This window comes from Verrucomicrobiota bacterium, from assembly GCA_016200005.1.
In the GTDB taxonomy this organism is placed as follows: Bacteria; Verrucomicrobiota; Verrucomicrobiia; order Limisphaerales; family PALSA-1396; genus PALSA-1396.
Genome location: JACQFP010000010.1, coordinates 17289 through 40347, shown reverse-complemented (window position 1 = coordinate 40347; position 23059 = coordinate 17289). Strand labels below are relative to the sequence as shown.

Genomic DNA, 23059 nt, shown 5'->3' with positions numbered 1-23059 from the left:
TCAAATCTCCATCAACATCCGCGCCGGTGTTTCGACGATCTCTTTCACGCGGCGAAGGAACAAAACTGCTTCGCGACCGTCCACGATGCGGTGGTCGTAAGTCAGCGCCAGATACGTCATCGGACGAATGACCACTTGTCCGTCCACGGCAACGGGCCGTTCCTGAATCGTGTGCATGCCGAGAATTCCCGACTGCGGCGGATTGATGATGGGCGTGGAAAGCAACGAGCCGAACACGCCGCCGTTGGTGATGGTGAATGTGCCGCCTTCCAGTTCGTCGGGTTTCAATTTGCCATCCTTCGCGCGCTGGGCAAAATCGCCGATGGCTTTCTCCAGCTCCGCGAAACTCAAACGCTCGGCGTTTCGCAACACCGGCACGACGAGTCCGCGTTCGGTGGCAATGGCCACGCCAATGTCGAAGTAATTATGATAAACAATATCGTTTTCGCGAATCTCGGCGTTGAGTTGCGGGAATTGTTTCAATCCATCAATCGCCGCTTTCACGAAAAACGACATCAGGCCCAACTTCGCCTGGTAACGTTTTTCAAATGCCTCCTGATGCTCCTTGCGCAACGCCTGCACGGCGGACATATCCACTTCGTTGAACGTCGTCAACATCGCCATCGTTTGCTGCGCTTCGACCAGACGGCGCGCAACGGTGCGGCGCAACATGGTCATGGGCACGACCTCCTCTTCGCGGTCGGCGGAAGGCTTCGCGGACGCAGGCTGCGCCGAAGTTGGAGGTTTGGCCTCCGGGACTTTTGTTTCTGTTTTGCGAGCCGGCTGGCGATTTTCCGGTTGAGCTTCTTCCGGCGCGGTCTCTTTTTCGTCGCGGTCTTTTGGTTCTTCTTTTTTCACTTCAGCCCGTTCGCCTTTTTCCTCTTTGGGTTTTTCGCGGTCAGGCTCGCGTTCCTTGGCAGGTTTCTCGGCTGGACTGGTTTTCTCGGCGGCTTTCTCCGTCGTGGCTTCAGACTTGGATTCGTCAGGACGTTTTGATTCCGGCTTGGACTCGACATCGGTTTTCGCTTCGGCAGGCTCCGCTTTGGCCGTTTCGCCGTCCGATTCAATGTGCGCGATAACCTCGCCGACCCTGACTGTGGCTCCCGCCTTATGCAAAATCTTTGTGAGCCTGCCACCCATCGGCGCGGGCAACTCGAAAGTCGTCTTCTCGGAATCAATGACCGCCACGCCCTCGTCCTGCTTCACAATGTCGCCTTCGGACTTCAGCCATTCACTGATTTGGACTTCAGTGATGGATTCGCCGACCTCTGGGATTTTCAGTTCGTTTGGCATGGTCAAGTCTCCTTTGGCTTGAAAGCTTGGGATTGCTCCTGGTCTTCCTTTTCTGGTTTTGCCTTGGGCTTTTCGGCGAGGAACACATCATCGGCATTGGGTTCAGGGTCGCCAAACGCCCGGGCAATGAGTTGCGCCTGCTCCAACTTATGGGCATGAGCAGAGCCGGTCGCCGGGCTGGCAGATTCAAAACGGCTGCTGGGGGCGAACGGAAGACGGTCGAAAAGTTTTTTGCCGAACCGTTCGTGCAGATAGCGCCATGCGCCCATGTTCGCGGGTTCTTCCTGAATCCAAAGTGTTGGCGTGTTGTCCGCGTAAGGCTTCAGCGCCTCCTCCAACAGTCCGGCGCGCAACGGATAAAGTTGTTCCAGGCGGATGATGGCCACGTCGTTGCGCTTTTTTTCTTCACGGTAGCTCGTCAGCTCATAAAACACTTTGCCGGTGCAAAGCAGGACACGCTTCACATCACGCGGCTTGGAATCGTCCGGCAGCACGCGCCGGAAACGGCCCTGCGCACAGTCCTCAATGGTTGACGCCACTTTCGGATGACGCAGCAGACTTTTCGGTGTTAAGACCACGAGAGGCTTGCGCCATTTGCGGAGCGCCTGTCGTCGGAGCACGTGAAAATACTGCGCGGGCGTGGTGGGCTGGACGATTTGGATGTTGTCCTCCGCTGCGAGCGTGAGAAACCGCTCCAGCCGCGCGCTCGAATGTTCCGGTCCCATGCCTTCGAATCCGTGGGGCAGAAGCAAAACCAATCCCGACAGCCGACGCCACTTGTCTTCAGCGCTGGAGATGAATTGATCCAGGATGACCTGCGCGGCGTTCACGAAGTCGCCGAACTGCGCCTCCCAGAGCACCAACCCGTCCGGGCAATCGAGACTGTAACCATACTCAAAGCCGAGCGCGCCGGTTTCGCAAAGCGGGCTGTTGTGAATTTCCACAGGCGACTGTTCGGACGCGAGGTGTTGCAGTGGCACGAACGGATGACCGTCCTGCTGGTCGTGGAGAATTGCGTGGCGCTGGCTGAATGTGCCGCGTGCGGTGTCCTGTCCGGTGAGGCGAATGGGCACGCCTTCCGTCGCGAGCGTGGCGAGAGCGAGAGCTTCAGCGGCAGACCAGTCGAGCGGGTGTTTGCCGTTGGCCATCTCGCGGCGGGTTTTCAATCCCCGCTCCAGTTTGGGATGGACGTGAAATCCGGCAGGCAGGTCGGTGAGTTTGTGGAGTAGCGTGGCGAGGTGGTCGATTTCCACGCCAGTATCGGGTTCGTCCTCAGGTTCAGGGCCGCCCGTGTAATCGCGCCAGACATTGCGCTGTTCCGGTGCGGGCGGGCGTTGGTCGTCGTGAGCGGCTTTCAACTGCGCTTCCAGTTTCGCGTGGCGCGCGGTCATGATTTCATCCGCTTCCTCGCGCGAGACACTTTTGAGTTCGAGCAGATGTTTAAGATAACCTTCGCGGACGTTCGGTCGCTCATTGATGGCGCGGTAAAGGAGCGGTTGCGTGAAGGAAGGTTCGTCGGTCTCGTTGTGTCCCCATCGCCGGTAGCCATACAGGTCAATGAAGACATCGGTCTGAAACTCCGCGCGGAAATCCATCGCGAGACGCACGACTTGTGCGACAGCCTCCGGATCTTCACCGTTCACATGGAAGATGGGCACTTGCAAAATGCGCGCCACATCGGTGGCGTAGGTGGTCGAACGTCCTTCGCTCGGCGGCGTGGTGAAGCCGATTTGATTATTGACGATGATGTGAAGCACGCCGCCCACCGAGTAGCCGGAAAGTTTGCTGAGGTTGAGCGTTTCCTGGACCACTCCCTCGCCGGCAAACGCCGCGTCGCCGTGAATCAGGAGGCCCATCACCTGGCGGCGGTCGCGGTCACCCAGTCGATCCTGTTGCGCGCGCACGCGACCGGGCACTACTGGCTCAATAAACTCAACATGGCTTAGGTTAAAGCATAGGGAGAGATGGATTTTTCGGCCATCGGTCGCCATCCAATCACCGCTGTGGCCGAGGTGATGTTTCACGTCCCCGCGTCCTTCCCAAAGTTCCGGTTCAGCGTCCGCAAACTCCCGGAAAATTTCGCGGGGGTCTTTGCCGATAATATGGGCGAGGATGTTCAAACGACCACGATGCCCCATGCCGACGACGATATTCCGCACGCTTTGATGACCGGCTTTTTCAATGGCGAGGTCGAGTAACGGGAGGAGTGTTTCGCAGCCTTCGAGTGAAAAGGTTTTCGCGCCGAGAAATTTTTTGCGCAGAAATTTCTCGAAGACCACCGCGTCCGTGAGGCGCGTGAGGATGCGGAGTTGCTCATCGCGGGAAAGTTCCAGACGATTTTGGGAGCTTTCCATGCGCTGTTGAAGCCATTGCCGCACGGTCAAATCGTCAATATGCATGAACTGCGCGCCGATGGAACGGCAGTAAGTATCGCGCAACCGCTGAAAAATCTCGCGAATGGTGAGGGGCGTGTCGTAATGGAGCGTCGGGGAATTCGTGAGCAGTTCGAGTTCGCTTTGGGAGAAGCCGTAAAAATCCAGCTCCAGTTCCGGCGGACACGGGCGCGTCATTCCCAACGGGTCCACGGCGGCAATGATGTGACCGCGCACGCGATGGTTGCGAACAAGCTGATCCAGCCGATCGCTCACATTTGCCGCACGCGGGTCGGCTCGAAACTGAGCCCGCCCGGTCGAGGCGGATGAAGTTGGGTTGAACACGCTGCGCGGTTTGAATGAAGGGCCAAGTTGCACTGTGCCGTCAGCATCGCCATCGCCAGCCGCAGCGAAATATTCGCGCCATTCCGCCGGCACCAAACTCGGATCGCGCCGGTAGTCTGCGTAAAACTGCTCAATGTAAGCGAGACTTTGAATCCCGGTTTTGTTTCTCAATTCACTCATACGCCCGAATGATTATAGCCGGTAGTCCGGACTCACCTGCCCCCGAGTCGGTTCAGGTCGCTCATTGACGGCGATCCAGGTCACTGAAGTAAACCATTCCGACGAGGTCCTGCTGCCGGTTCACAACGGGCAAATGAAAAAGATTGTACTGTTGCATAATGGCGACGGCCTGCCGGAGGTCTTCGTCTTCCTCGACACACAGGACCCGGCGGGTCATCACTTCGCGCACAGTGCTGGTTTGCGGATCAAGGCCTTCGGCAGTGGCGCGCATGGTGAGATCGCGAGCGGTGATCACGCCGACGAGTTTCGGACCGTCGCAGACCGGCAACCGCGTCACGTTCAACGCCCTCATGCGCCGCGCCGCCTCACCCAACGGAGTGTCCACCCCGACCGCGGTCACCTGCCGATGCATGACCTCCCTTAGTTGCTTGCGCAATTTTCTACCGGTGCCCTGCCGTTCTCTGGTTCGCATACTTCACATAACGAGTTCGTCGGTTAGGATTAGTTCGCGCCGGTTTACCCGAATGGCTGCAAAATACGGGCGTTCCGCGCCCGACAACGAATCGTCGATGACGCGTGACGGGACTGGCGGCTTCTTCACCGGAATAAGGTGCAGGCGTGAAGTGAACCACTGCACCGGGATGCGCAGCGCATGGTTTGTTGGATTCCGATTCATCATAATGCTCCTTTCCAGACTGTCATTGTCCTCTGCGGTGATGCTTGAGTTTATGGTGTTTCAAGACGGTGCGGGCGGCCACCTCCTTGGCGCGTTTGCCGTAGCGACCCGATCGTCGGGAGCTTTCCAAGATGTGCTCAAACATCCGTTGCTCCTTCGTGCTTACCCCGCGCACATGTTGTTTGACTGGCATGTCTCATCACCTCGTCTCTGTTCTGTTTTGATTAAATCTTAAATGCGGCCGCGAGGAGTTCAATTGGCGCCGTCGCCGGTTGCGCCCTCGGACAAGCGCCGGGGGTGGGTCGGACGCACGCCCAAGAGACGATCAGCCTTGGTGCCAATTGTTCCCTGGCAAACTGCGGGCTAAACTTGGGACAACGAAAGAACTGGAGGGAAAGTTCAATGAAATCACTGCAATTAATCATGCTGACAGGAGTTCTGGCGATGTCCGCGTTGTTCTGCGGCTGCGTGGTTCATGAACATGGCTATCTTCGTACGGGAGCACGCGTCAGGATCGAGACGGGTCACGTGTGTTCGGGCCGTTGCAATCACTATTATGGATCAGGGTATTGGTACTCTGCAGGCCATGTGCACGGCCCCCGGCTGCGGACACGTATTGCGCGGGGGCATTTGGGTGGTGGGACCTTAGCTGGTTCGGAGACGTAACGACAAAAACAGAGACTAACGAAAGGGAATCCTATGTTATGGACGATCGCGATGATACTAATAATTCTGTGGCTGCTGGGGTTGGTGACCGGCTACACGATGGGGGCTTTTATTCACATTCTGCTGGTGATCGCCCTCGTCATGATTCTGGTGAGGATCATTCAAGGGAGGAAGCCTTTGTAAACAGCGGTGCCTGAAATCAAGTAATCGGCAACGCGCACAGAACCAACCGGATGAAACCAAACACACTAATCGGAGTTGCACTGATTGCTCTGGGAATTGTCGCTTTCGCATATCAAGGCATCAGCATCAAAACCCGGGAGAAGGCGGTTGATCTCGGCCCCATCCAGGTGACGCATGATAAAACAAGAACCCTGCCGCTGCCGCCCATCGTCGGAGTGGTGTCGATGGTTGGCGGCATCGTATTGCTGGTCGCACGAAATCAAAGAAGCTGATGAAGGAGACAATGGAAATTTCGGTTGCATTACAAGTTGCCCTGTTTTGCGCGTCAGTGTCGGTCATTGTGCTGGCGGCCTGTCTCATTCCCATTGAGTTTCGGACACGACGCAATTCGGAACAAGTGTTGCGAATCATCGAGGAACTCAAATCGAACACGCAGTTTCTCGTGCAGGATGGCCGTGAATTGGTCCGCAGCCTGAACGACCTCTGTCGGGGAGCCAACCGGCAGATGGATGAGATGGGCCAGATAGTGCATACCGCGCAACAATGGGCGATGCGAGCAGACCGGATCGTGGAGGAAGTTGGCTCAGCGATTGAGCCGCCGGTCTTTTCGTTCGCCCGCAACATGAATCTGCTTCGGCTAGGAGCGACCACGTTTCTGCAAACTCTGTTTCATTGGAATCATCACAACCAGACACATAACCAAACAAAGGAAAGGGAAAACCATGTCAGACAATAATTCATCTCAAGTGCGCGGTTTTTTGACCGCGTTTGCAGTCGGTGCGCTCATGGGCGCCGGGATGGCGCTGCTCTATGCGCCCCGATCGGGGAAGGAGACACGCGACCTGTTGGCCCAGCGGACGCGTGAGCTGAAAAACAAAGCCGGTGACGCTCTGGATCAGGCGAAGGAAACGTTCCTCGGCAAGAGAGCGCAAATCACAGCGGCCATCGAAGCGGGCAAAGAGGCCATGCGCGAACAACGGCAAACATGAAGAAAGCTGCGAATTCAAATTAGGTAAAACAAGGAGAAAGGGTCAGCCATGAAACTTATGAAACTCTGGATGACTGTCGCTATTTGCACGACAGTCACTGCGGCAACGGCGCAATCCAATGTGAGGAACGACTCCATCTTTCGCGCCGACGAAACATCACTCGACTTGTTTGGCTCGGTGTCGATAGGCCAGGAAACGATCAACCACATTTCCGGTCGCCGAGTGGTGGACGACGGACGATTAGGGGCGGGTTTGGGCATGAATCACTTTTTCACCCGTTATTTCGGCATCGGGGCTGATGCTTACACGGAAAATACGGAGCATCGCTTTCTGGACAATGCCTCGGGCAAGTTGATCGGCCGATTTCCCTTCGAATCAATACACCTCGCGCCTTACGTTTACGGCGGCGGCGGACGTCAATTTGATCCGTCCGAATTGTGGTTCGGGCAGGCCGGCGCCGGACTAGCCGTTCCTCCAGCCACTTTGCCAACTTCAAATGCGCCACTTCATGAGTAAGTTGATGAACGGACTCGTGCAGCATCCAGTGGTAGGGGTTGATCTCGCCGGAGGAAAAGTAGGCGCGGCAATACGATTCGCGATAGTAGGCTTCCGCCCAGCCCAGTCCAGGATTGATTCGCCGAAACTCCGCACGGTCCTTGAACAAGTTGACTTTGAGCTTCGGATGGTCGCTTTGAATATCCTTCAAGGTTTGGAAACGATTCGAGTACGCTTTGTAAAGCAGTTCCATGGCGTGGGCGGTGTCCTCGGTTTGTTGCCGTGTCGCGCTTGAATAAATTGTGTGATGCGTGCCTTCGAACGTGATTGTAGGATGCCACGGTCGCGGAATGAATTTCCAGCCCACCACACCGAGCACCACGAGCAAATAGAGCAGCATCCGCGTTTCGCGCGCCTTCAATTTCCAGCGGATGGACTTTTTCTCCGCAGTCATGGTTTCGGTCAAGGATTGCCGTTCATTCCATCACACGCAAACGCTAATGTGGCAGACGGAGTTTTCGTCACCAGGTCACGCACTGACCGCTTTGCCTTATGACATTTGAATGCTATGACTTACGCGCATGAACAATAAAAAACTCCAGGGCAAGATCGCGTTGATCACCGGCGCGAGCAAAGGACTCGGCAAGGCCATGGCGCTCGCCCTCGCCGAAGCTGGCGCGCGCCTTGCCTTGGTTGCGCGCAACCTCGATCAACTGAATGAAACCGCCGCCGCTGTGCGCAAACTTGGCGCGGAGGCTGTCGTCTTTCAAACGGACGTCACGGACGAGGCCCAGATCGCGTTGCTGGAAAAAGCTGTCGCTGAGCAATTGGGGCGGTTGCAAATCCTCATCAACAACGCCGGCATCAACATCCGCAAGTCCGTCACGGATTTTACCCTGGCGGAATGGCGGCAGGTGATGGACACCAACCTCACCGGCGTGTTCCTGATGTGCCGGGCGTTCGTTCCGCAGATGAAGGGACAGGGCTACGGTCGCATCATCAACCTGACGTCAATCATGAGCCATGTTTCGATTGCCGGGCGCACGGCGTATTGCGCGAGCAAGACGGGGCTGCTCGGCTTCACCCGCGCGCTGGCGCTCGAACTGGCCCCGGAGAAAATCACCGTCAACGGGATCAGTCCCGGCCCGTTCGCCACCGAAATGAACACGCAACTGATGCAAAACCCTGAACTGAATCAGCAGTTCCTCTCCAGGATTCCGCTGGGCCGCTGGGGTAAAGTCGAAGAAGTCGGTCAACTCGCCGTTTACCTTTGTTCCGAGGACGCGGGTTTCGTCACCGGCACGGACTTCCTGATTGATGGTGGGTGGACGGCGCAGTGAGTTGGACGGCCGATGGACACGGAGGAACAGGAGTTCAAGGCAAGCCGCCATCAAACGACATTTCCAACGGTTCGCCTGCCTCTCCCCCAAGGAGAGGGAGAATCGCTAGCCAACTTGTTGCGCCGATATGTCGTCACGCAATTCGTCCGTCTCCCGCTTCGCACCACCGGCCGGCGGCGACAGGCAAACAGACTGCCGAAAATTCAGAGTCGCGCGACTGCTATTCCCTCTCCCCGGGGGAGAGGGTAAGGGTGAGGGCGAGCCAAACAACCATTTAGATCCGTGTCCCTTCGTGGTCAAAGATTCACTTCGGCACGTTCGAAAAAGACACATCCGCCGCCATGCCGGCGCGGAGTTGGCCTTCGGCATTGACGAGCTTCACTTTCACGCCGAAGACCTGCTTCACACGTTCGCCCACGGTTTGCACGTTGCGCGGCGTGAACTCGGCGCTGCGCTGGATTTGCTCGATGCTTCCGCTGAAATCTTTTCCGGCAAACGCATCCACGCGCACCTTCACCAGGTCGCCGAGCGTGATATGTCCCAGCCACGGCTCGGGCACGAACACGCGCACCCAGATGTGATTGGTCAAGAGCAGCGTGGCGACTTGTTGATTCGGCGCAAGCACGTCGCCCACCTTCACGCTGAGAACCTCCAACACGCAATTCGTCGGCGCGTAAATCTTCATCTCGCGTAGCTGCGTGTCCAATTCAGCCAGTTGCGCGCGTGCCTGCGCGATTTGTTCCGGCCGCGTGCCGGCCAGCAGCAAATCGTAATGGCTCCTGGCGGACGCGACGGTTTTTTCCAGCGCAGTGGCTTTCGAAACTGCCAGATCGCGTTCGGACGCGGAGATGGTTTTCTGGGCGAACAATTCCTGCGCACGTTTCGCGTCGGCGCGGGCGAAGTCCAGTTGCGCGATCTGCGCTTCCCAATCCGCCTTGGCTGCGGCGATCTCTTCCTTGCGCGGACCGGCCACCGCTTCGTCGAGTTGTGCGGCGATGCGGTCGTGTTGCGCGTGAAGTTCCGCCGCGTCGAGTTCCACGATTACCTGACCGCCGCTCAAGCTGTCGCCTTCCTGTGCCAAAGTTTTCTCTACGCGACCGCCATAGCGCGACGCGACGTGGACTTCGTCCGTTTCAATGGTGCCGGAGACGGAGATGGGGTTTGAACCCTTGTTGCAAGAAGTTGCGAGGAGGGCGAGTGTCAGCGCCCCGACTTGAAATAAAGGTTTCTTGTCCACGTGGACAAAAGCTTAACCACAGAACCACGGCGATTCAACATCGCAACCCAGGTTCAAAGCCCGTGGTATTTGCGAACCAGCGACCGGACCATCCAGGCAGTCAGCAATGTCACGGTTGTTCCAATCAACGTGAACCAGGGCCAAAAGATTTCCACTCCGACCCATCTCATCCAGAAGTCTTTGCTCCATTCCAACTGTGGCAGGAATTGGATGGCCGTCATCACAGTCAGCGACGCCAGCATGCCGGCCACGATGGCGGTGGCGCGTCCTTTCTTCCAAAAGACTGCGAGCAACAAGCCGCCGAGCAGTGCACCGCTCGTCAAGCCACGCAACGAAAACGCCGCGTTCAGCACGAACTTCACTTCCCGGCTCAGATACGCGACGAGAATCAGCGCCGCGGCCCAAAAAACGGTCGAGTATTTGCTGAACCGCAGAAAGAAATCCTCGCTGCGCTGCTTCCCGGAAAAATGTTTGACGAAATCCATGGTGGAAACCGAGGCCAGCGAGGTGAGCGCGGAACTCACCGACGACATCGCCGCCGACAGAATCGCGACAATCAGAAACCCTTTGAGGATGTGCGGCACTTCCGTCATCATGAAAATCGGGAAGGTGAAGTCATTCGCTTTGATGCCGGAACCGGGGCGCGGTTCCGGCAGCGGAATCTGAAAGGGATGGGTTTGGTAAAAAACCCAGAGCATCGCGCCCACCATGAGAAAAATAAAGAAGAGCGGGAAGATCACAACGGCGCTCAAAGCCAGCGCTTTTCTTCCGTCGGCCACGGTTTGGCAGGCCAGCACGCGCTGCACGATCAATTGTTCCGCGCCGTGCGAGGACATCACCATTACGGTGCCGCCGATGACGCCCATCCAGATATTGAAGGGCGCGCCCAGCAAGAATTTTGGAAACGAGGTCCCCGGCGGTGGAGCAAAATTAAGCCAGTGAAGTTTACCGCCTTCGGCGGCTACGCTTATGACTTTACTGAGTCCGCCGTCCACCAATGTCGGGATGTAATAAAGCGCGTAAAGTCCACCGACCAGGAACAAACCGAACTGCACGGCATCGGTCCAGATGACTGCTTTGACGCCGCCGACGTAGGTGTAGAGCAGCGACAAAACAACGAACAACAAGATCGCGCCGAGGATCGGATCGCCGGTGCCGAAGCCGAGAAGTTTGTCGCCCAGCATCAGTTTCACCGGAATCGAGGCGACGTAAACGCGCACCCCCGCGGCCAGCGTTTCGCTGATGAGAAAAAAGCCGCCGGCAGTCTGGCGCGCGGAAGGACCGAACGTATTCGCGAACAATTGGTAGGGCGAATAGATTTCGCCTTTCAGATAGTGCGGCACCATGACGATCGCCAGAATGATCCGGGCAATCACGTAGCCAATGATCATCTGAATGAAGGCCATGTCCGTGCCGTAGGCCATCGCGGGAACGCCGATGATGGTGAGTGCGCTCGTCTCGGCGGCCACGATGGACAGTCCGATGCCCCACCATGGGATGTTTTTGCTGCCGAGAAAATAATCGCGCGTGTTCTTCTGGTCCTTCCCAAACCAGAAGCCGAGTCCAATGATGCCCAGCAGATAGATGAGAATGACCGACCAGTCGCCGAAATTAAAGTAGCTGTTCATGGATGAAGGCGTTTCATTACTGAAGAAGCGGGAAAACAATAGCCAGAAATATTTCCGGCCGGGACGGGGGTTCTCGGGACGAAGAAGTCGATCAAGCCGCGGCGCGCGGCGTCAATAAACCCTCCACTGCGGCGGGCAAACCAGCGCAATGGTCGTCCAGCAATGACTGGCAGTCGCCTTCCGATAGCCGCAGCAGTCGCGCAGAACTGTGGATGAAACCGCGCAGCGTTTGCCGTGCGTAGCCCATCAGACCCTGGCGCAACGGCAACGAATACAGCACCAGCGTGACGCCATAAACCAGGTTGTGCCAGCCGTGGGCTTCACCCTGCTCCACCGCTTGCAAGTAACGCTGAACGAACCGTTGGTCGCGCAACGGGCGAAGCCGCTGAAGCTGATATTGCCCGATGCGCCGACTCGCGGCCGCAAACTCCCGCAAGATCGGTTCGCGCGTCAGCCGTTGATCCAACTCAATCAGTTCGCTGAGTTCGTTCCGGCAGGCATGCTCATAAGCGTGATGCAGGGACGCCAGTTCGATGGGCACGAGAACCTGCGCTTGATAATGTTGAAGGAAACGGCGCAAGGCGACGGGGCTGTCCACCGACGGGACGTGCAATGTCGCGGACGCGGCACCGAGCGTGACCAGGCCCTCCAGCGAGCCGAGTTGTTCCATCAGCGGATGCAGATCACCAAGCCACTCCGCCGCTTCCGCCGCCGCAATGTTTGTTTGCTTCAACATGTTTGATAACCAGCAAGTCTTCCGCCAAACTTCGAGCATCCAACCTGTCGCCTGTTACGTTGCCTTGACTGGTTGGCGAGCGCGAGAAGTAAAAGTTCAAACGAAAGGATAAAATCCTTGCGCGTGAGAAATGAGATTGTTAATTTCAATTGAAGTCTAGTTGTCCGGCGCGGCCGTTCTACCCGCGGCCCGCTGAAGGACTCAAGCCAGTTAACAACCGAACAGAAAAGACCATGGCCAAAGTTGATTTTGCAATCGGGATCGGCGGTGAAGCCGGTCAGGGTATCGCCACTCCGGGAGACATTCTCGCGCGCATCTTCGCGCGGCGCGGCCTCAACCTCAATGCCTACAACGCCTACCAATCCATCATCCGCGGCGGGCACACATTTCTGACCATCCGCGTCAGCGATGGCCCCGTGCGCAACATGGGTGACAAGATTGATATATTGATTCCGCTTAATCAGGACACGATGAACCGGCATCTCAAGCTGTTGAAGTCCGGCGCCTGCGTGCTGTTTGACAATGAAAAAATCAAACCGGGCGACGCCGCCGACGGCGTGCAAGTTTGTCCGCTGCCGATCAAGCAACTGACGGCGGGCAACAAGCTGGCCGCGAACACCGTGGCGATTGCCGCCACGCTGCAAATGCTCGGCGTGGAGTTCGAAGGACTCCAGGACGCGTTGACGCGCATCTTCAAACGCAAAGGCGACGCGGTCGTCGCCGAGAACGTCGGGTTCGCGCGCGCCGGGTATGATTACGCCGCTGCGAATTTCAAATCGTTCCCGTTCAAAGCACCGAATCTCGACAAGGGTCTGGCGGTCCTCACCGGCAATCAGGCCACGGCGTTGGGCGGCATTGCGGCGGGAGTGAAATTTTACGCCGCGTATCCGATGAGTCCTTCCACGGGTGTGTTGATGTATATGGCCAGTCACGCGCGCCAGTTGGGCATCATGGTCCGTCAGGTCGAAGATGAAATTGGCGTCATGAATATGGTTATCGGCGCGGCGCACGCCGGTTGCCGCGCCATGTGCGCCACGTCCGGCGGGGGCTTCGCGCTCATGACGGAAGCCATCGGCATGGCCGGGATGATTGAAACACCGGTCGTCTGTGTCGATGTTCAACGCGCCGGACCAGCCACGGGTGTGCCGACCAAAACCGAGCAGGGCGACCTGTGGCAGATTCTTGGCGCGGGTCAGGGCGATTACCCGCGCATCATCGTGGCGCCGACTGACCAGAAGGATTTGTTCAAGACCATTCCCGAACTGTTCAACCTTTGCGACCGATACCAATGCCCCGGCCTCGTGCTCGCCGACCTCCTGATCTCCGAAGGCACGGCCAGTGTTGATCCGGCGGATCTGAATTTCAGAGCCGAGATTGATCGCGGCGAAATTATTTTCCCGAATGGCAACGGCAATTCCGACAATCCTTTCGGCGGCTACAACGACATGGCCTATCTGCGCTACAAACTGACCAAGAGCGGCATTTCGCCACGCGCGGTGCCGGGCACGCCGGGGCACATCCACATCGCCGCCACGGACGAACACGACGAGGACGGCACGCTGATCAGCGATGAGTTCACCAACCCCGCCAAGCGCCGCCTGATGGTTGAGAAACGGGCGCGTAAAATGGAAACAGTGGTGACCCAGATTGCCCCCCCCAAACTGGTCGGCCCGGAAAACGCCGCCGTCACATTGGTCGGTTGGGGTTCGACCGAGGGCACCATTCGCGAAGCGGTCGAAAAACTTGCCGCCGAGGAAGGCATCGTGGCCAATCAACTGCACATCAAATGGATTGTGCCTTTCCACACGGACGAAATCACCCGCGTCCTTTCGCGCAGCAAGAAAGTCATCATTATTGAAAACAATTACTCCGGCCAGTTCGCCCGCTACCTTCGCTCCGAAACCGGCATTGCCGCGCATGGTCACATTCGCAAATACGACGGCGAACCGTTCATGCCGCATCACATCGTCAACTCCGTGAAAGAACAACTTGCAGGAAAAACCCAGCTCTCCGTCCCCACCCACGAAATCTACGTATAAAAAATATGAGTACCGCCATTGAAACTGCCCCAGCGCCAGTCGTTACATCAGCCGCCCAACTGATCAAGGACAGCTACAAGGGAAAAATCCATCCGGACTGGTGTCCCGGTTGCGGCGATTTCTCCGTTCTCACGGCGCTCCAGACCGCGCTGTTTGAACTGGGACTCAAGCCGCACCAGGTCCTCGTCATCAGCGGCATCGGTTGTTCCTCCAACCTGCCCGGCTTCATCAACACCTACGGCATGCACACGCTCCATGGCCGTTCGCTCGCCGTGGCCACCGGCGCCAAACTCGCCAATCACGAACTCAAAGTCATCTGCACGGGCGGCGATGGCGACGGCTACGGCATCGGCGGCAACCATTTCGTCCACACCATGCGCCGCAACATCGACCTGACCTACATCGTGATGGACAACCAGATTTACGGCCTCACCACCGGCCAATGTTCGCCCACCAGCGTCAAGGGGATGAAAACCAAGAGCACTCCGCATGGAAACGTCGAGAACCCCATCAATCCGCTGCCGATGGCGATTGTCGGCGGCGCAACTTATGTCGCGCGCGGCTTCAGCGGAAAACAAAAGCATCTTGTCGAATTGCTCAAAGGCGCGATCATGCACAAGGGCTTTTCGCTCGTGGATGTCTTCAGCCCGTGCGTGACCTACAACAAGGACAATACCTATCAATGGTTCAACCCGCGCGTCAAAATTCTGGAAGACCAGGGCCACGACCCGACCGATTTCCACAAAGCAATCGACAAGGGATACATGTGGGGCGAAGAAATTCCCATCGGGTTGCTTTGGAAACGCACTGACCTCCCGTCGCTGGAAGAACTCGAGCCAGTGTTGGACGATGGTGGCCCGCTCGCCTTCCGCCAACTCGGCATAACCGATGAGCAGGCCAACGCCCTCATCAAGGAATTGCTGTAAACGAGCAGAGGCGGTTGTTGCGCCTGGCGCGTGCAAACGTCAGTCCTCCATTCCTTGTTGAATTGCGCGATTTGCCGGAGCGTCTGGTAATCATGACCAACTCAACCCGCATTCTTCTCGCCCTTCTCGGTTCTTTACTGTCGAACGCTGTCGTTGCATCGGATGCCCTTTCGGTCCGTGACTTCGGCGCCAAAGGTGACGGCACGACCGACGACACAGCAGCGTTCCAACGCGCGCTCGACGCGGCCACCAAAGCCGGCGGCGGCATTGTTCACGCGCCGCGCGGCAATTACTTCTTCGCCGGCCACCTCAACGTGCCGAATGCGGTTACGCTGGAAGGCATCTGGCAATCGGTGCCCGCGCACTCCGGTGTGCGCGACGCGGGTCTGCCGAAACCCACGGACGACGGCACCACGTTCCTGGTGACGGAAAATGCGGGCAACGTAACCGGCAGCCCGTTCATCACCTTGAACAACAACAGCACACTCAAAGGTGTCGTGCTGTTTTATCCGAACCAGAATCCGACCGACGTTCCCAAACCCTACCCGTGGACGATTGCGATGCGCGGCAAGAACCCCGCCGTGTTGCAGGTCGAGTTATTGAATCCCTACAACGGCATCGACGCCAGCCAGAACGAACGTCACCTCATCCGCGATGTGCAAGGCCAGCCGTTGCGTCGCGGCATTTTTGTGGATGCGATCTACGACATCGGGCGCATTGAGAACGTCCACTTCAATCCCTGGTGGAGCATGTCGCCGAAACTTTTCGAGTGGCAGCAACAGAACGGCGAAGCGTTCGTGTTCGGTCGCTCGGACTGGCAGTACGTCTTCAACACCTTTTGTTTCGGCTACAACATTGGTTACAAATTCATCAAGACGAAAACCGGCGTCTGCAACGGCAACTTCCTCGGCATCGGCGCGGACGATTGCTTCACGGCGGTGGTGGTGGAGGAATCGGCCCGCATGGCGCTCCTCATCTCCAACGGCGAGTTCGTCTCCTTTCACGGCCCTGATCCGACGATGGTCGAGGTCAAAACGTCCAATTCCGGCAGCGTGCGCTTCGTGAACTGCGCGTTCTGGGGACCGTGCAACCAGATCGCGCGGCTGGCCGGCAAAGGCGCGGTTGGTTTTGGCGATTGTACGTTTGTGCAATGGGACCGGAAGAAGGAAGGCCGGTCCGCGTTGCGCGTGGACAGTGGCAGTGTGATCGTGCGCGGTTGTGAATTCCAGGAAGACAAACCGCAAATCGAACTGGCCGAAGCTGTCCAGCGCGCGGCCATCAGCGGAAATCTTTTCAAAGGCAAACCTCGAATTGCCAACCGCAGCAAAGGCCAGGTCACGATCACCGACAACGTGAGCGATACGAACTAACGCGAATCCTTAAACTCCGAAGTTGGGGGATCACGCCCGCCGCGGGCGTCGCTGGACGCGCCCTCGCGTCCGGCCTGCGATGCGTGATCGCTTATCGAGGTGTTGGAAAATTCCGTGCGCCAAGCGTTTTCCGCGAAGGCGCGGAAAACAGCGCCCGAGGCGGGCGCGCTCCCTGTTCTGTTTCGGAGTTTGCGTTAAACGGCAGTGGTGCATTGGTGGCTGCCTGCGCCTCACCGAGGTGACGCGCCAGCGATGCTCAGAGTGAGTTCAATCACATCCGAAACCTTCTCCTCGAATTGACCCGGATTGATGCCGAAGTCGCTGCGCTTGATGTTGAAGCTGGCGCGGATGACGAGCAGGTCGCCGTTCATCCTGGGCACGCGCTGGCCGAGCTTGTCCTTAAGGTAAGTCATCTTGACCGGCACGGTGATCACTTTTGAAATGCCCTTGAGCGTAAACGTGCCGGTCACATCGGCGGTCGTCGTATCGCCAGCGGTCTTGGCATTCTTCAATTCTGTTGTTTCAAACGTGATCTCAGGATGCTTGGCCACGTCCAGCCATTTGTCACTGTGCAGATGCGTTTGTTGCATGGGATTGCCAACGTGCAGCGAAACGCTGGCAACGGTGATTTTTCCTTTAGTGGCCGACGGGTTGGCGGGATCAAAGGTGACGGTGCCGGAAATACCGTTGGCGCTGCCATTCACGGCCTCCAGCGGCGCATCCAGCTTGAAGACGGCGTTATTGACGCCCTTCGGATCTTTGAAGTCGAAGGTTTGCGGCGCAGCCAGCGCGACGGTGTGAAAGCAAGCGAAAGCAAGCAGGCAGTTCAGTTCGTGTTTCATGATTAATCGATTTTTTGATTAGAGGTTTGAGTTGGTTTATTACGGAACAGAAACGAAGCAGCCATCAGGACTCCGGCTCCCAGCAGCGCCGTCCCGAGAAAATCCACGCCCGCGACGAAGCGCTTCTGGTATTCGGGATTAGTGATGCCGGTGACCTCGTCGGTCTTGTCGATCGGCACACTCGTCTTGGTCCAGCCGCGACTCGCCCCGGTGGCCAACCATACGCCCACGGCGCCCACGAGCAACGCCAATGCAAGGACGCGCAAAATTTTCCGGTTCATTTGTTCTCCGAGTTGGAGATGGTGATTTCACTTCCCACAGGATTTCGCGTACGTCAACCCAAGTCAAAAAAAAGTAGTTGGCCAGTTTGAAACTAAACTGTTGGCGTCGCGGTGTTAGGAGAGGTTGAGTGCTCGTCTTCCGTAAGTTTCAGATAAGCGCTCTCATTTTTGCTCCAATTCCCCTGGCCGAACAAATAACCGAAACTCAGAATTGAAATCACGAAGGCAGTTACAAGGTTGTACCACCAAGGAAGAACAAGCGGTGTCTCGGCCCCGTGCTTGGCAATGTCATAGAGAATGTCAAAGAGAATGGGGCCAAAAGTCGTGACCATTCCGAACGGAATCCCCCAGCGAACCATGCTCTGCATAATAAAACGAGTGCGTCCTTTTGCTCGAACCTTCTCCCACGATTGCTTTCCCGTTGCTGTCATAACGAACGAGGTGGCCTGATGGACTAAAGTTGAGCCAAAATCACCGTTATATCAAGACGCAAGATGGTCTATTTCCTTCAAAGTCCACAGCAGCGGCAACACCCGCCTATCGCGTCTTGGGCGCGCGGAGGTTTGCTCGCCACTGCGGGCAACACCGCATGACCCTAGCCTAACAAATCAGGCCGTCCGGAGTGGACGGCCTGAAAGTTAGTTGATTATTGAACCGCAGTTGACTTACTGCCCAAAGTATTCCGTGATTTTTTTGATCAGTTCGGATGTGGCCTCGGTCGGCTTCACTTTGTTCTCGAACAGGATTTCCTTCATGGTCACTGCCTGCTCGTAATACGCGACGTTGGCGTCCGTGTCGGGCGCGAGAGTGTCGCCCTTGATGGCGGCGCCGCCGTACAGCCCTTTGCGGTCGCTATAGACGAGCACGGGCGCCTCGATCGAGGAGACGACACCTTCAGCCCCAGCACTGTCCTGACCGGCGGTTCCGCTCGCTTCGCCACCGAACTTATAGTTCAGATCGGTCAGCATGTCCTTGGCGGTGTTGTTCATCAGGAGAATCACGACAAACGACTGTTGGCCGCCAATTTGAAATCCCAGACTGGCTTCGCTCGCCCTCACGAATGCCGCAGGACTCCACTGTTCGGACTGTGCGTCTTTGACCAGCGCCACGCCATTGCCGCCCTGGTAGGCGAATAGGAAGCCGGCCTTGGTCCTCTCCATCAGGACGATGCCTCGCGCCTTGCGCAGCGTTTCGGCCGGGATGCGCTTGTCCGGCTTTTGCTGCAACGCCACGAATTTGGCCGTCAGCTTGTTGATTCGATAGTCCAGCTCCACCTTGTCGAGCGCCAAAGCCGACGCGGCGAAGCCCAGCATTGTCAAACTAACGATGATTGCTTTCATACGCGGGAAATATCGCCTTTCGCCATGAATTGCGCAAATAATTCGTCCGGCTAAAAAAGGGAACCCAATCTCCTGCCGTCGCGAAACAGGCACAACCGGTAATCACACAACTGCGAAAGCCGCCGATGACCGGTCCCCTGCGCGTTGTGTCTGCGGAAAAAATGCCAGGCCATCCACCAGATTCCCTTTGGCCCATCGGACACGCTAAAGCGTGAACTCCAACGCCGCGCCGGCCGTTTCTGCTGGAGTTCAACCTTTAGGTTGTTCCTGTCTGCATCAAAGGGAGTCAATAACCTGATCCAATAAAAAGTTTTCCAACACGCAAGCTGGACATCGCCCGCCGCGTGCGCCATTAAGTGGGAAAGAATCGTTATGAAAAAATATTTATTGATTGGATTGACGGTTGTCACGACGGCCACGCTCACCGCCGCGGAGTCCGGCGCAAAAGAAAAAATCATCGCCGCCGCCAAAAAACTCGGCGACAGCCCCAATTACAGTTGGACCACGACGCCCAAAGACGAGACCGGCAGCTCAGGGCGCAACATCGGGCCGATTGAAGGCAAGACCGAGAAGGCTGGTTACACTTACTTGATAATCACACCGGGCGGTGTGTCCATCGAGATATTTATGAAAGGGGAAAAGGGCGCGGCAAAAACTTTGGAAGGCTGGCAATCGTTTGCCGATATTGAACAGGCCGGGGGCGGCGCGGCGGCCATTGCGCGTCGCATCCGTCAATGGAAGACGCCCGCCGCCGAGGCCGTCGATCTGCTCGGCGGCGTCAAAGAATTGAAGGAAGCGGACGGAGCTTATGCCGGCGAGCTGTCGGAAGACAAAGTCAAGGAATTGATATTGCTGGCCGCGCGTCGCCGCGAAGGTCAACCGCCGCCGGAGATGAAAACACTGAAAGGCTCGGTCAAATTCTGGCTCAAGGACAGCGCGCTGCCAAAATACGAGTTCAACCTCCAGGGCAAAGTCACTGCCGGCGAGCGCGAGATCGACATCAACCAGACGATGGTCGTCGAAGTCAAGGATGTCGGCTCGACCAAAATCGAACTGCCCGACGAAGCAAAGACAGCGTTGAAATAACAAAGTCGCCAAGAACATCAGTGCCGGCGGGAATGATCCTGTTGCCCGAAGCAAACGGTGGCTGATTACGTTGACTCCTCGTTCCTTACGTCGGCGAAGCACCCTCGAAGCCCAACTCTCTTGCGATTCCCTGCATCGCGGTGATGACGTGCGTGATGTGGTTGTCGAGTGAGAGGCCGAGCAACGTCGCGCCTTGTTCGATGTCCTCGCGCTTGACGGCGGCGGCAAAGGATTTTTGTTTCATCTTCTTGCGCACGCTGCTGGCGGTCATGCCGGTGAGCTTTTCCGGTCGCACATAAGCGACGGCGGTGATGAAGCCGCACAGTTCGTCCACCGCGAAAAGCGTTTTGCGCAAGGGCCGGTCGCGGGGGAACTGATCCTGATTCCATTCGGCGTGGGAAAGAATTGCGCCCACAATTTCCTCATCCACTCCGCGCTCGCGCAGGATGCGCGCGGCTTCGCGGGTGTGGTCGGGCGGATTGGGCCAGCGTTCGTAATCGAAATCGTGAATGAGGCCGGTGACGCCCCAGAGATCAATGTTCTCGCCGAAGTGGGCAGCGTAATGGCGCATCGCGGCTTCGACCGCGAGCGCGTGTTTGATAAGTGACTCGGACTTCGTGTATTCCCTGAGTAGGGCCAGAGCAACATCGCGCGTCATATTTGCATCTCGATTCTCCATGTGGCCAGTGTTAATCCACGAGTCCAGAGGGGCCGCCGTTAGTTGATGACGTTCTCCAAACGTCCGTTCAGAAACGCGCGAACATTGGTGACGGCAATCTGCATGAGACGCGCCCGTGCGGATCGCGTTGCCCAGGAGATGTGCGGTGTGATCACACAATTCCTGGCGCTCAACAGCGGATTGTCGGCGGGCGGCGGTTCAACAGAGAGAACATCCAAAGCCGCGCCGGCGATTCTTCCTGCGTCCAACGCCGCAGCCAGCGCAGCGTCATCAATCAGAGGCCCGCGACTGGTGTTGATCAGGAAGGCGGTGTGTTTCATCCACGAGAGCCGTTCAGCGTTCACGAGCTGTTTCGTTTCCGGTGTCAACGGGCAGTGCAGACTTACGACATCGCTATTTCGGAAAAGATTTTCGAGATCGACAAAAGAAACATTTGCCGGAAGTTGTTGCGGCCGCAACGAGTCGTGAATAAGAATTTTCATCCCGAACGCGGCTGCCAGATCAGCAACGGCGCGACCGATGCGGCCGAATCCGACGATTCCCATCGTCAAACCGTCCAGTTCGATCAGCGCGCCGTCCCAGTAACACCAATCTATGTTGCGCGTCCACCGCCCGTCGCGCACGGTTTGTGCGTGATGCCCGACTTGTTGCGTCAACTCCAGCAACAGTGCGAAGGTCATCTGCGCCACCGATTTTGTTCCATAGGTCGGGATGTTGGTGACTGGAATGTTTTGCTCACGGGCGGCAATGACATCCACGACATTTGTTCCGGTGGCCAGCACGCCGATGTATTTGAGCTTCGGCAGACTTTGAATGAGTTCGCGGGTCAATACAGTCTTGTTCGTAAGAACAATTTCCGCACCGGCGGCGCGCGCCAAAACTTCCGGCGGCGGCGTGCGGTCATGGATTTCACAATCGCCCAGAGATTTGAGTTCATCCCAGCTTAAGTCGCCCGGATTGAGCGTGTAACCGTCGAGTACAACGATTTTCATATTAGGTATTTGCACTTGATTCCCTTTCTACCTTCGGAGTGCGGAACGTCACTCCCTCTCCTCCTGCTGAAGGAGGAGAGGGACGGGGAGAGGAGGGGCTTATGCTCGCAAACCCCTCTCTCCGGCTCTCTCCCCGCTCGTCCCTCGCGGGGAGAGAGAGACGAACTTCGTTCAGCTCACGTTCCGGTTCGATTAGGTGAATCAAGTGCATAGTCCTAATTCATTTTGTGTCTCGTGATGGTTTAAGTTTTGTTCGCAGGCTGGCGGAGTTGAACACTTCAGGATTCAAAACATGCTGTGGCCGTTTTCCATCCTTGAGGTCCACGACAGCTTGGGCGGCTGCCATGCTCACGCGTTCACCGGTTTCGCGCGCGAACGATGCCTGGTGCGGAGCGAGCAGCACGTTCGGGGCGCGGCGCAACGGATGCTCGGCAGGCAACGGCTCGGTCACGTAAGTGTCGAGCGCCGCGCCGGCAATCCAACCTTCCTCCAAGGCGCGAAGCAACGCCGCCTCATCCACCAGCGCACCGCGCCCGGCGTTGATGAGATATGCGGTCGGTTTCATCTTCCGCAATTGCGCTTCGCCGATCAGGCCACGACTTTCTGGTGTGAGCGCGGCGTGCAAAGAGACGTAATCGCTTTCGGCCAGTAGTTCATCGAGCGAAACGAATCGAACACCCAGTTTCTCCGCCGTTGGACTGGGCGAAACATCGCTTGACAGCACGCGCATCTTGAAGCCGCTGGCGCGTTGGGCGACGGCCTGGCCAATGCGTCCGCAGCCGACGATGCCAAGGGTTTTGCCGCTCACATCGCTTCCCCAAGTGACGCGCCATTCGCCGGCGCGCATTGTCAGATGCCCTTCGTGAACCCGTCGCGCCAGCGCGAGCAACAGAGCGAATGTGTAATCGGCAACGGCATCATCGAGCATGCCAGGTGTGTAGGTGACGACGATGCCGGCCTTGGTCGCCGCTGCCAAGTTGATTGAATCGTAACCCACACCCCAGCGCGAAATGATTTTCAGGCGGGCCGCAACCGGTGATTCGATCACTTCGGCGGAGTAGGGATCCACACTGGCTAGCACCGCATCGACTCCGTTGAGCAGGCTCATCAAATCGGCGGTATTGAGCGGGCCAAACTTGGGAGGCGTGATCAGATCGCAATCCGCGCGCCGCAACATTTCCTGTGCGCGTTGACCCACTTTGGCAACGGCAGATGAGGTGATCAGGACGTTCCAGGACATTGAGCAAAGTGTAGCGACCGCGCTGAATGGCGCAAGTGTCCGGTGCGAAACATCGGAAGGTCCAGCTCTCGGTGTCGTTGTTCGGCGGGGCAACCAGCTTTCACGCGGTCCGCAAAAGTTCTCG

The 23059-nt window shown here is 57.3% G+C and carries 25 protein-coding genes; 9 read left to right on the top strand and 16 right to left on the bottom strand.

What is annotated here, in order from left to right:
* The 5 genes from odhB to HY298_03405 form a co-directional block, all read right to left on the bottom strand.
* Positions 1–1293, bottom strand: coding sequence for a 2-oxoglutarate dehydrogenase complex dihydrolipoyllysine-residue succinyltransferase (gene odhB / locus HY298_03425; GenBank protein ID MBI3849333.1), 1293 nt, complete (start codon positions 1291–1293; stop codon positions 1–3).
* A gap of 2 nt (positions 1294–1295) precedes the next feature.
* Entirely contained in the window at positions 1296–4190 is a 2895-nt protein-coding gene (locus HY298_03420) for a 2-oxoglutarate dehydrogenase E1 component (GenBank protein ID MBI3849332.1), read from the bottom strand.
* Positions 4191–4251: 61 nt separating this feature from the next.
* On the bottom strand, positions 4252–4662 hold the full coding sequence (locus HY298_03415) for a CBS domain-containing protein (GenBank protein ID MBI3849331.1): 411 nt from the start codon (positions 4660–4662) through the stop codon (positions 4252–4254).
* 3 nt (positions 4663–4665) lie between these two features.
* A complete protein-coding gene (locus HY298_03410) occupies positions 4666–4869 on the bottom strand; it encodes a hypothetical protein (GenBank protein ID MBI3849330.1) in 204 nt (67 codons plus the stop codon).
* Positions 4870–4888: 19 nt separating this feature from the next.
* Positions 4889–5059 carry a hypothetical protein gene (locus tag HY298_03405; protein ID MBI3849329.1) on the bottom strand — a complete coding sequence of 57 codons (171 nt, stop codon included), beginning with the start codon at positions 5057–5059 and terminating at the stop codon, positions 4889–4891.
* A 506-nt stretch (positions 5060–5565) separates the two neighbouring features.
* On the opposite strand from HY298_03405, the gene HY298_03400 reads away from it, so the two are divergent.
* Genes HY298_03400 through HY298_03385 form a run of 4 tightly spaced genes read left to right on the top strand, consistent with a single transcriptional unit; the run spans position 5566 to position 6704 of the window.
* On the top strand, positions 5566–5715 hold the full coding sequence (locus HY298_03400; GenBank protein ID MBI3849328.1) for a lmo0937 family membrane protein: 150 nt from the start codon (positions 5566–5568) through the stop codon (positions 5713–5715).
* A gap of 50 nt (positions 5716–5765) precedes the next feature.
* Positions 5766–5987, top strand: a complete 222-nt coding sequence (locus tag HY298_03395) for a DUF3185 domain-containing protein (GenBank protein MBI3849327.1) — start codon at positions 5766–5768, stop codon at positions 5985–5987.
* Positions 5987–6451, top strand: a complete 465-nt coding sequence (locus HY298_03390; GenBank protein MBI3849326.1) for a DUF948 domain-containing protein — start codon at positions 5987–5989, stop codon at positions 6449–6451. Before HY298_03395 ends, HY298_03390 begins: the two co-directional genes overlap by 1 nt.
* Positions 6438–6704, top strand: a complete 267-nt coding sequence (locus HY298_03385) for a YtxH domain-containing protein (GenBank protein MBI3849325.1) — start codon at positions 6438–6440, stop codon at positions 6702–6704. Before HY298_03390 ends, HY298_03385 begins: the two co-directional genes overlap by 14 nt.
* A 271-nt stretch (positions 6705–6975) precedes the next feature.
* Here HY298_03385 and HY298_03380 read toward each other — a convergent pair whose 3' ends face one another.
* Entirely contained in the window at positions 6976–7653 is a 678-nt protein-coding gene (locus HY298_03380) for a hypothetical protein (protein MBI3849324.1), read from the bottom strand.
* Between the two features lie 127 nt (positions 7654–7780).
* Between HY298_03380 and HY298_03375 the strand changes: the two genes are divergently transcribed.
* Positions 7781–8539 carry an SDR family oxidoreductase gene (locus HY298_03375; GenBank protein ID MBI3849323.1) on the top strand — a complete coding sequence of 253 codons (759 nt, stop codon included), beginning with the start codon at positions 7781–7783 and terminating at the stop codon, positions 8537–8539.
* 304 nt (positions 8540–8843) lie between these two features.
* On the opposite strand, the gene HY298_03370 is transcribed toward HY298_03375, so the two are convergent.
* The 3 genes from HY298_03370 to HY298_03360 form a co-directional block, all read right to left on the bottom strand.
* Positions 8844–9776 (bottom strand): efflux RND transporter periplasmic adaptor subunit, encoded by a 933-nt coding sequence (locus tag HY298_03370; GenBank protein MBI3849322.1) that lies wholly within the window; start codon positions 9774–9776, stop codon positions 8844–8846.
* Positions 9777–9829: 53 nt separating this feature from the next.
* Complete coding sequence (locus HY298_03365; GenBank protein ID MBI3849321.1) at positions 9830–11404, bottom strand: hypothetical protein; 1575 nt, start codon at positions 11402–11404, stop codon at positions 9830–9832.
* 91 nt (positions 11405–11495) lie between these two features.
* On the bottom strand, positions 11496–12140 hold the full coding sequence (locus HY298_03360) for a hypothetical protein (GenBank protein MBI3849320.1): 645 nt from the start codon (positions 12138–12140) through the stop codon (positions 11496–11498).
* Between the two features lie 233 nt (positions 12141–12373).
* Between HY298_03360 and HY298_03355 the strand changes: the two genes are divergently transcribed.
* The 3 genes from HY298_03355 to HY298_03345 all read left to right on the top strand — a co-directional run bounded on the left by HY298_03355 (position 12374) and on the right by HY298_03345 (position 16475).
* On the top strand, positions 12374–14179 hold the full coding sequence (locus tag HY298_03355; protein MBI3849319.1) for a 2-oxoacid:acceptor oxidoreductase subunit alpha: 1806 nt from the start codon (positions 12374–12376) through the stop codon (positions 14177–14179).
* A 5-nt stretch (positions 14180–14184) separates the two neighbouring features.
* Entirely contained in the window at positions 14185–15105 is a 921-nt protein-coding gene (locus tag HY298_03350; protein MBI3849318.1) for a 2-oxoacid:ferredoxin oxidoreductase subunit beta, read from the top strand.
* A gap of 92 nt (positions 15106–15197) precedes the next feature.
* Positions 15198–16475, top strand: a complete 1278-nt coding sequence (locus HY298_03345) for a hypothetical protein (GenBank protein MBI3849317.1) — start codon at positions 15198–15200, stop codon at positions 16473–16475.
* 230 nt (positions 16476–16705) lie between these two features.
* Here HY298_03345 and HY298_03340 read toward each other — a convergent pair whose 3' ends face one another.
* From HY298_03340 to HY298_03325, 4 genes are all read right to left on the bottom strand, one after another.
* Positions 16706–17317 carry a YceI family protein gene (locus HY298_03340; protein ID MBI3849316.1) on the bottom strand — a complete coding sequence of 204 codons (612 nt, stop codon included), beginning with the start codon at positions 17315–17317 and terminating at the stop codon, positions 16706–16708.
* A 2-nt stretch (positions 17318–17319) separates the two neighbouring features.
* Positions 17320–17598 carry a hypothetical protein gene (locus HY298_03335; protein ID MBI3849315.1) on the bottom strand — a complete coding sequence of 93 codons (279 nt, stop codon included), beginning with the start codon at positions 17596–17598 and terminating at the stop codon, positions 17320–17322.
* Positions 17599–17690: 92 nt separating this feature from the next.
* Entirely contained in the window at positions 17691–18029 is a 339-nt protein-coding gene (locus tag HY298_03330; GenBank protein ID MBI3849314.1) for a hypothetical protein, read from the bottom strand.
* Between the two features lie 234 nt (positions 18030–18263).
* Entirely contained in the window at positions 18264–18938 is a 675-nt protein-coding gene (locus tag HY298_03325) for a lipid-binding SYLF domain-containing protein (GenBank protein MBI3849313.1), read from the bottom strand.
* Between the two features lie 372 nt (positions 18939–19310).
* Between HY298_03325 and HY298_03320 the strand changes: the two genes are divergently transcribed.
* On the top strand, positions 19311–20024 hold the full coding sequence (locus HY298_03320; GenBank protein ID MBI3849312.1) for a hypothetical protein: 714 nt from the start codon (positions 19311–19313) through the stop codon (positions 20022–20024).
* Positions 20025–20109: 85 nt separating this feature from the next.
* Here HY298_03320 and HY298_03315 read toward each other — a convergent pair whose 3' ends face one another.
* The 3 genes from HY298_03315 to HY298_03305 form a co-directional block, all read right to left on the bottom strand.
* Positions 20110–20682, bottom strand: a complete 573-nt coding sequence (locus HY298_03315) for an HDIG domain-containing protein (protein ID MBI3849311.1) — start codon at positions 20680–20682, stop codon at positions 20110–20112.
* Between the two features lie 59 nt (positions 20683–20741).
* Positions 20742–21695, bottom strand: a complete 954-nt coding sequence (locus tag HY298_03310; protein MBI3849310.1) for a D-2-hydroxyacid dehydrogenase — start codon at positions 21693–21695, stop codon at positions 20742–20744.
* A gap of 220 nt (positions 21696–21915) precedes the next feature.
* Positions 21916–22935: a phosphoglycerate dehydrogenase gene (locus HY298_03305; protein MBI3849309.1), complete on the bottom strand. Its 1020-nt coding sequence runs from the start codon at positions 22933–22935 to the stop codon at positions 21916–21918.
* Between the last annotated feature and the right edge of the window lie 124 nt (positions 22936–23059).

Excerpts from the sequence above, each read along its gene's own strand:
- odhB (MBI3849333.1), bottom strand. The coding sequence starts at position 1,293 with ATGCCAAACGAACTGAAAATCCCAGAGGTCGGCGAATCCATCACTGAA.
- HY298_03420 (MBI3849332.1), bottom strand. The coding sequence starts at position 4,190 with ATGAGTGAATTGAGAAACAAAACCGGGATTCAAAGTCTCGCTTACATT.
- HY298_03415 (MBI3849331.1), bottom strand. The coding sequence starts at position 4,662 with ATGCGAACCAGAGAACGGCAGGGCACCGGTAGAAAATTGCGCAAGCAA.
- HY298_03410 (MBI3849330.1), bottom strand. The coding sequence starts at position 4,869 with ATGATGAATCGGAATCCAACAAACCATGCGCTGCGCATCCCGGTGCAG.
- HY298_03405 (MBI3849329.1), bottom strand. The coding sequence starts at position 5,059 with ATGCCAGTCAAACAACATGTGCGCGGGGTAAGCACGAAGGAGCAACGG.
- HY298_03400 (MBI3849328.1), top strand. The coding sequence starts at position 5,566 with ATGTTATGGACGATCGCGATGATACTAATAATTCTGTGGCTGCTGGGG.
- HY298_03395 (MBI3849327.1), top strand. The coding sequence starts at position 5,766 with ATGAAACCAAACACACTAATCGGAGTTGCACTGATTGCTCTGGGAATT.
- HY298_03390 (MBI3849326.1), top strand. The coding sequence starts at position 5,987 with ATGAAGGAGACAATGGAAATTTCGGTTGCATTACAAGTTGCCCTGTTT.
- HY298_03385 (MBI3849325.1), top strand. The coding sequence starts at position 6,438 with ATGTCAGACAATAATTCATCTCAAGTGCGCGGTTTTTTGACCGCGTTT.
- HY298_03380 (MBI3849324.1), bottom strand. The coding sequence starts at position 7,653 with ATGACTGCGGAGAAAAAGTCCATCCGCTGGAAATTGAAGGCGCGCGAA.
- HY298_03375 (MBI3849323.1), top strand. The coding sequence starts at position 7,781 with ATGAACAATAAAAAACTCCAGGGCAAGATCGCGTTGATCACCGGCGCG.
- HY298_03365 (MBI3849321.1), bottom strand. The coding sequence starts at position 11,404 with ATGAACAGCTACTTTAATTTCGGCGACTGGTCGGTCATTCTCATCTAT.
- HY298_03360 (MBI3849320.1), bottom strand. The coding sequence starts at position 12,140 with ATGTTGAAGCAAACAAACATTGCGGCGGCGGAAGCGGCGGAGTGGCTT.
- HY298_03355 (MBI3849319.1), top strand. The coding sequence starts at position 12,374 with ATGGCCAAAGTTGATTTTGCAATCGGGATCGGCGGTGAAGCCGGTCAG.
- HY298_03350 (MBI3849318.1), top strand. The coding sequence starts at position 14,185 with ATGAGTACCGCCATTGAAACTGCCCCAGCGCCAGTCGTTACATCAGCC.
- HY298_03345 (MBI3849317.1), top strand. The coding sequence starts at position 15,198 with ATGACCAACTCAACCCGCATTCTTCTCGCCCTTCTCGGTTCTTTACTG.
- HY298_03340 (MBI3849316.1), bottom strand. The coding sequence starts at position 17,317 with ATGAAACACGAACTGAACTGCCTGCTTGCTTTCGCTTGCTTTCACACC.
- HY298_03335 (MBI3849315.1), bottom strand. The coding sequence starts at position 17,598 with ATGAACCGGAAAATTTTGCGCGTCCTTGCATTGGCGTTGCTCGTGGGC.
- HY298_03330 (MBI3849314.1), bottom strand. The coding sequence starts at position 18,029 with ATGACAGCAACGGGAAAGCAATCGTGGGAGAAGGTTCGAGCAAAAGGA.
- HY298_03325 (MBI3849313.1), bottom strand. The coding sequence starts at position 18,938 with ATGAAAGCAATCATCGTTAGTTTGACAATGCTGGGCTTCGCCGCGTCG.
- HY298_03320 (MBI3849312.1), top strand. The coding sequence starts at position 19,311 with ATGAAAAAATATTTATTGATTGGATTGACGGTTGTCACGACGGCCACG.
- HY298_03315 (MBI3849311.1), bottom strand. The coding sequence starts at position 20,682 with ATGACGCGCGATGTTGCTCTGGCCCTACTCAGGGAATACACGAAGTCC.
- HY298_03310 (MBI3849310.1), bottom strand. The coding sequence starts at position 21,695 with ATGAAAATCGTTGTACTCGACGGTTACACGCTCAATCCGGGCGACTTA.
- HY298_03305 (MBI3849309.1), bottom strand. The coding sequence starts at position 22,935 with ATGTCCTGGAACGTCCTGATCACCTCATCTGCCGTTGCCAAAGTGGGT.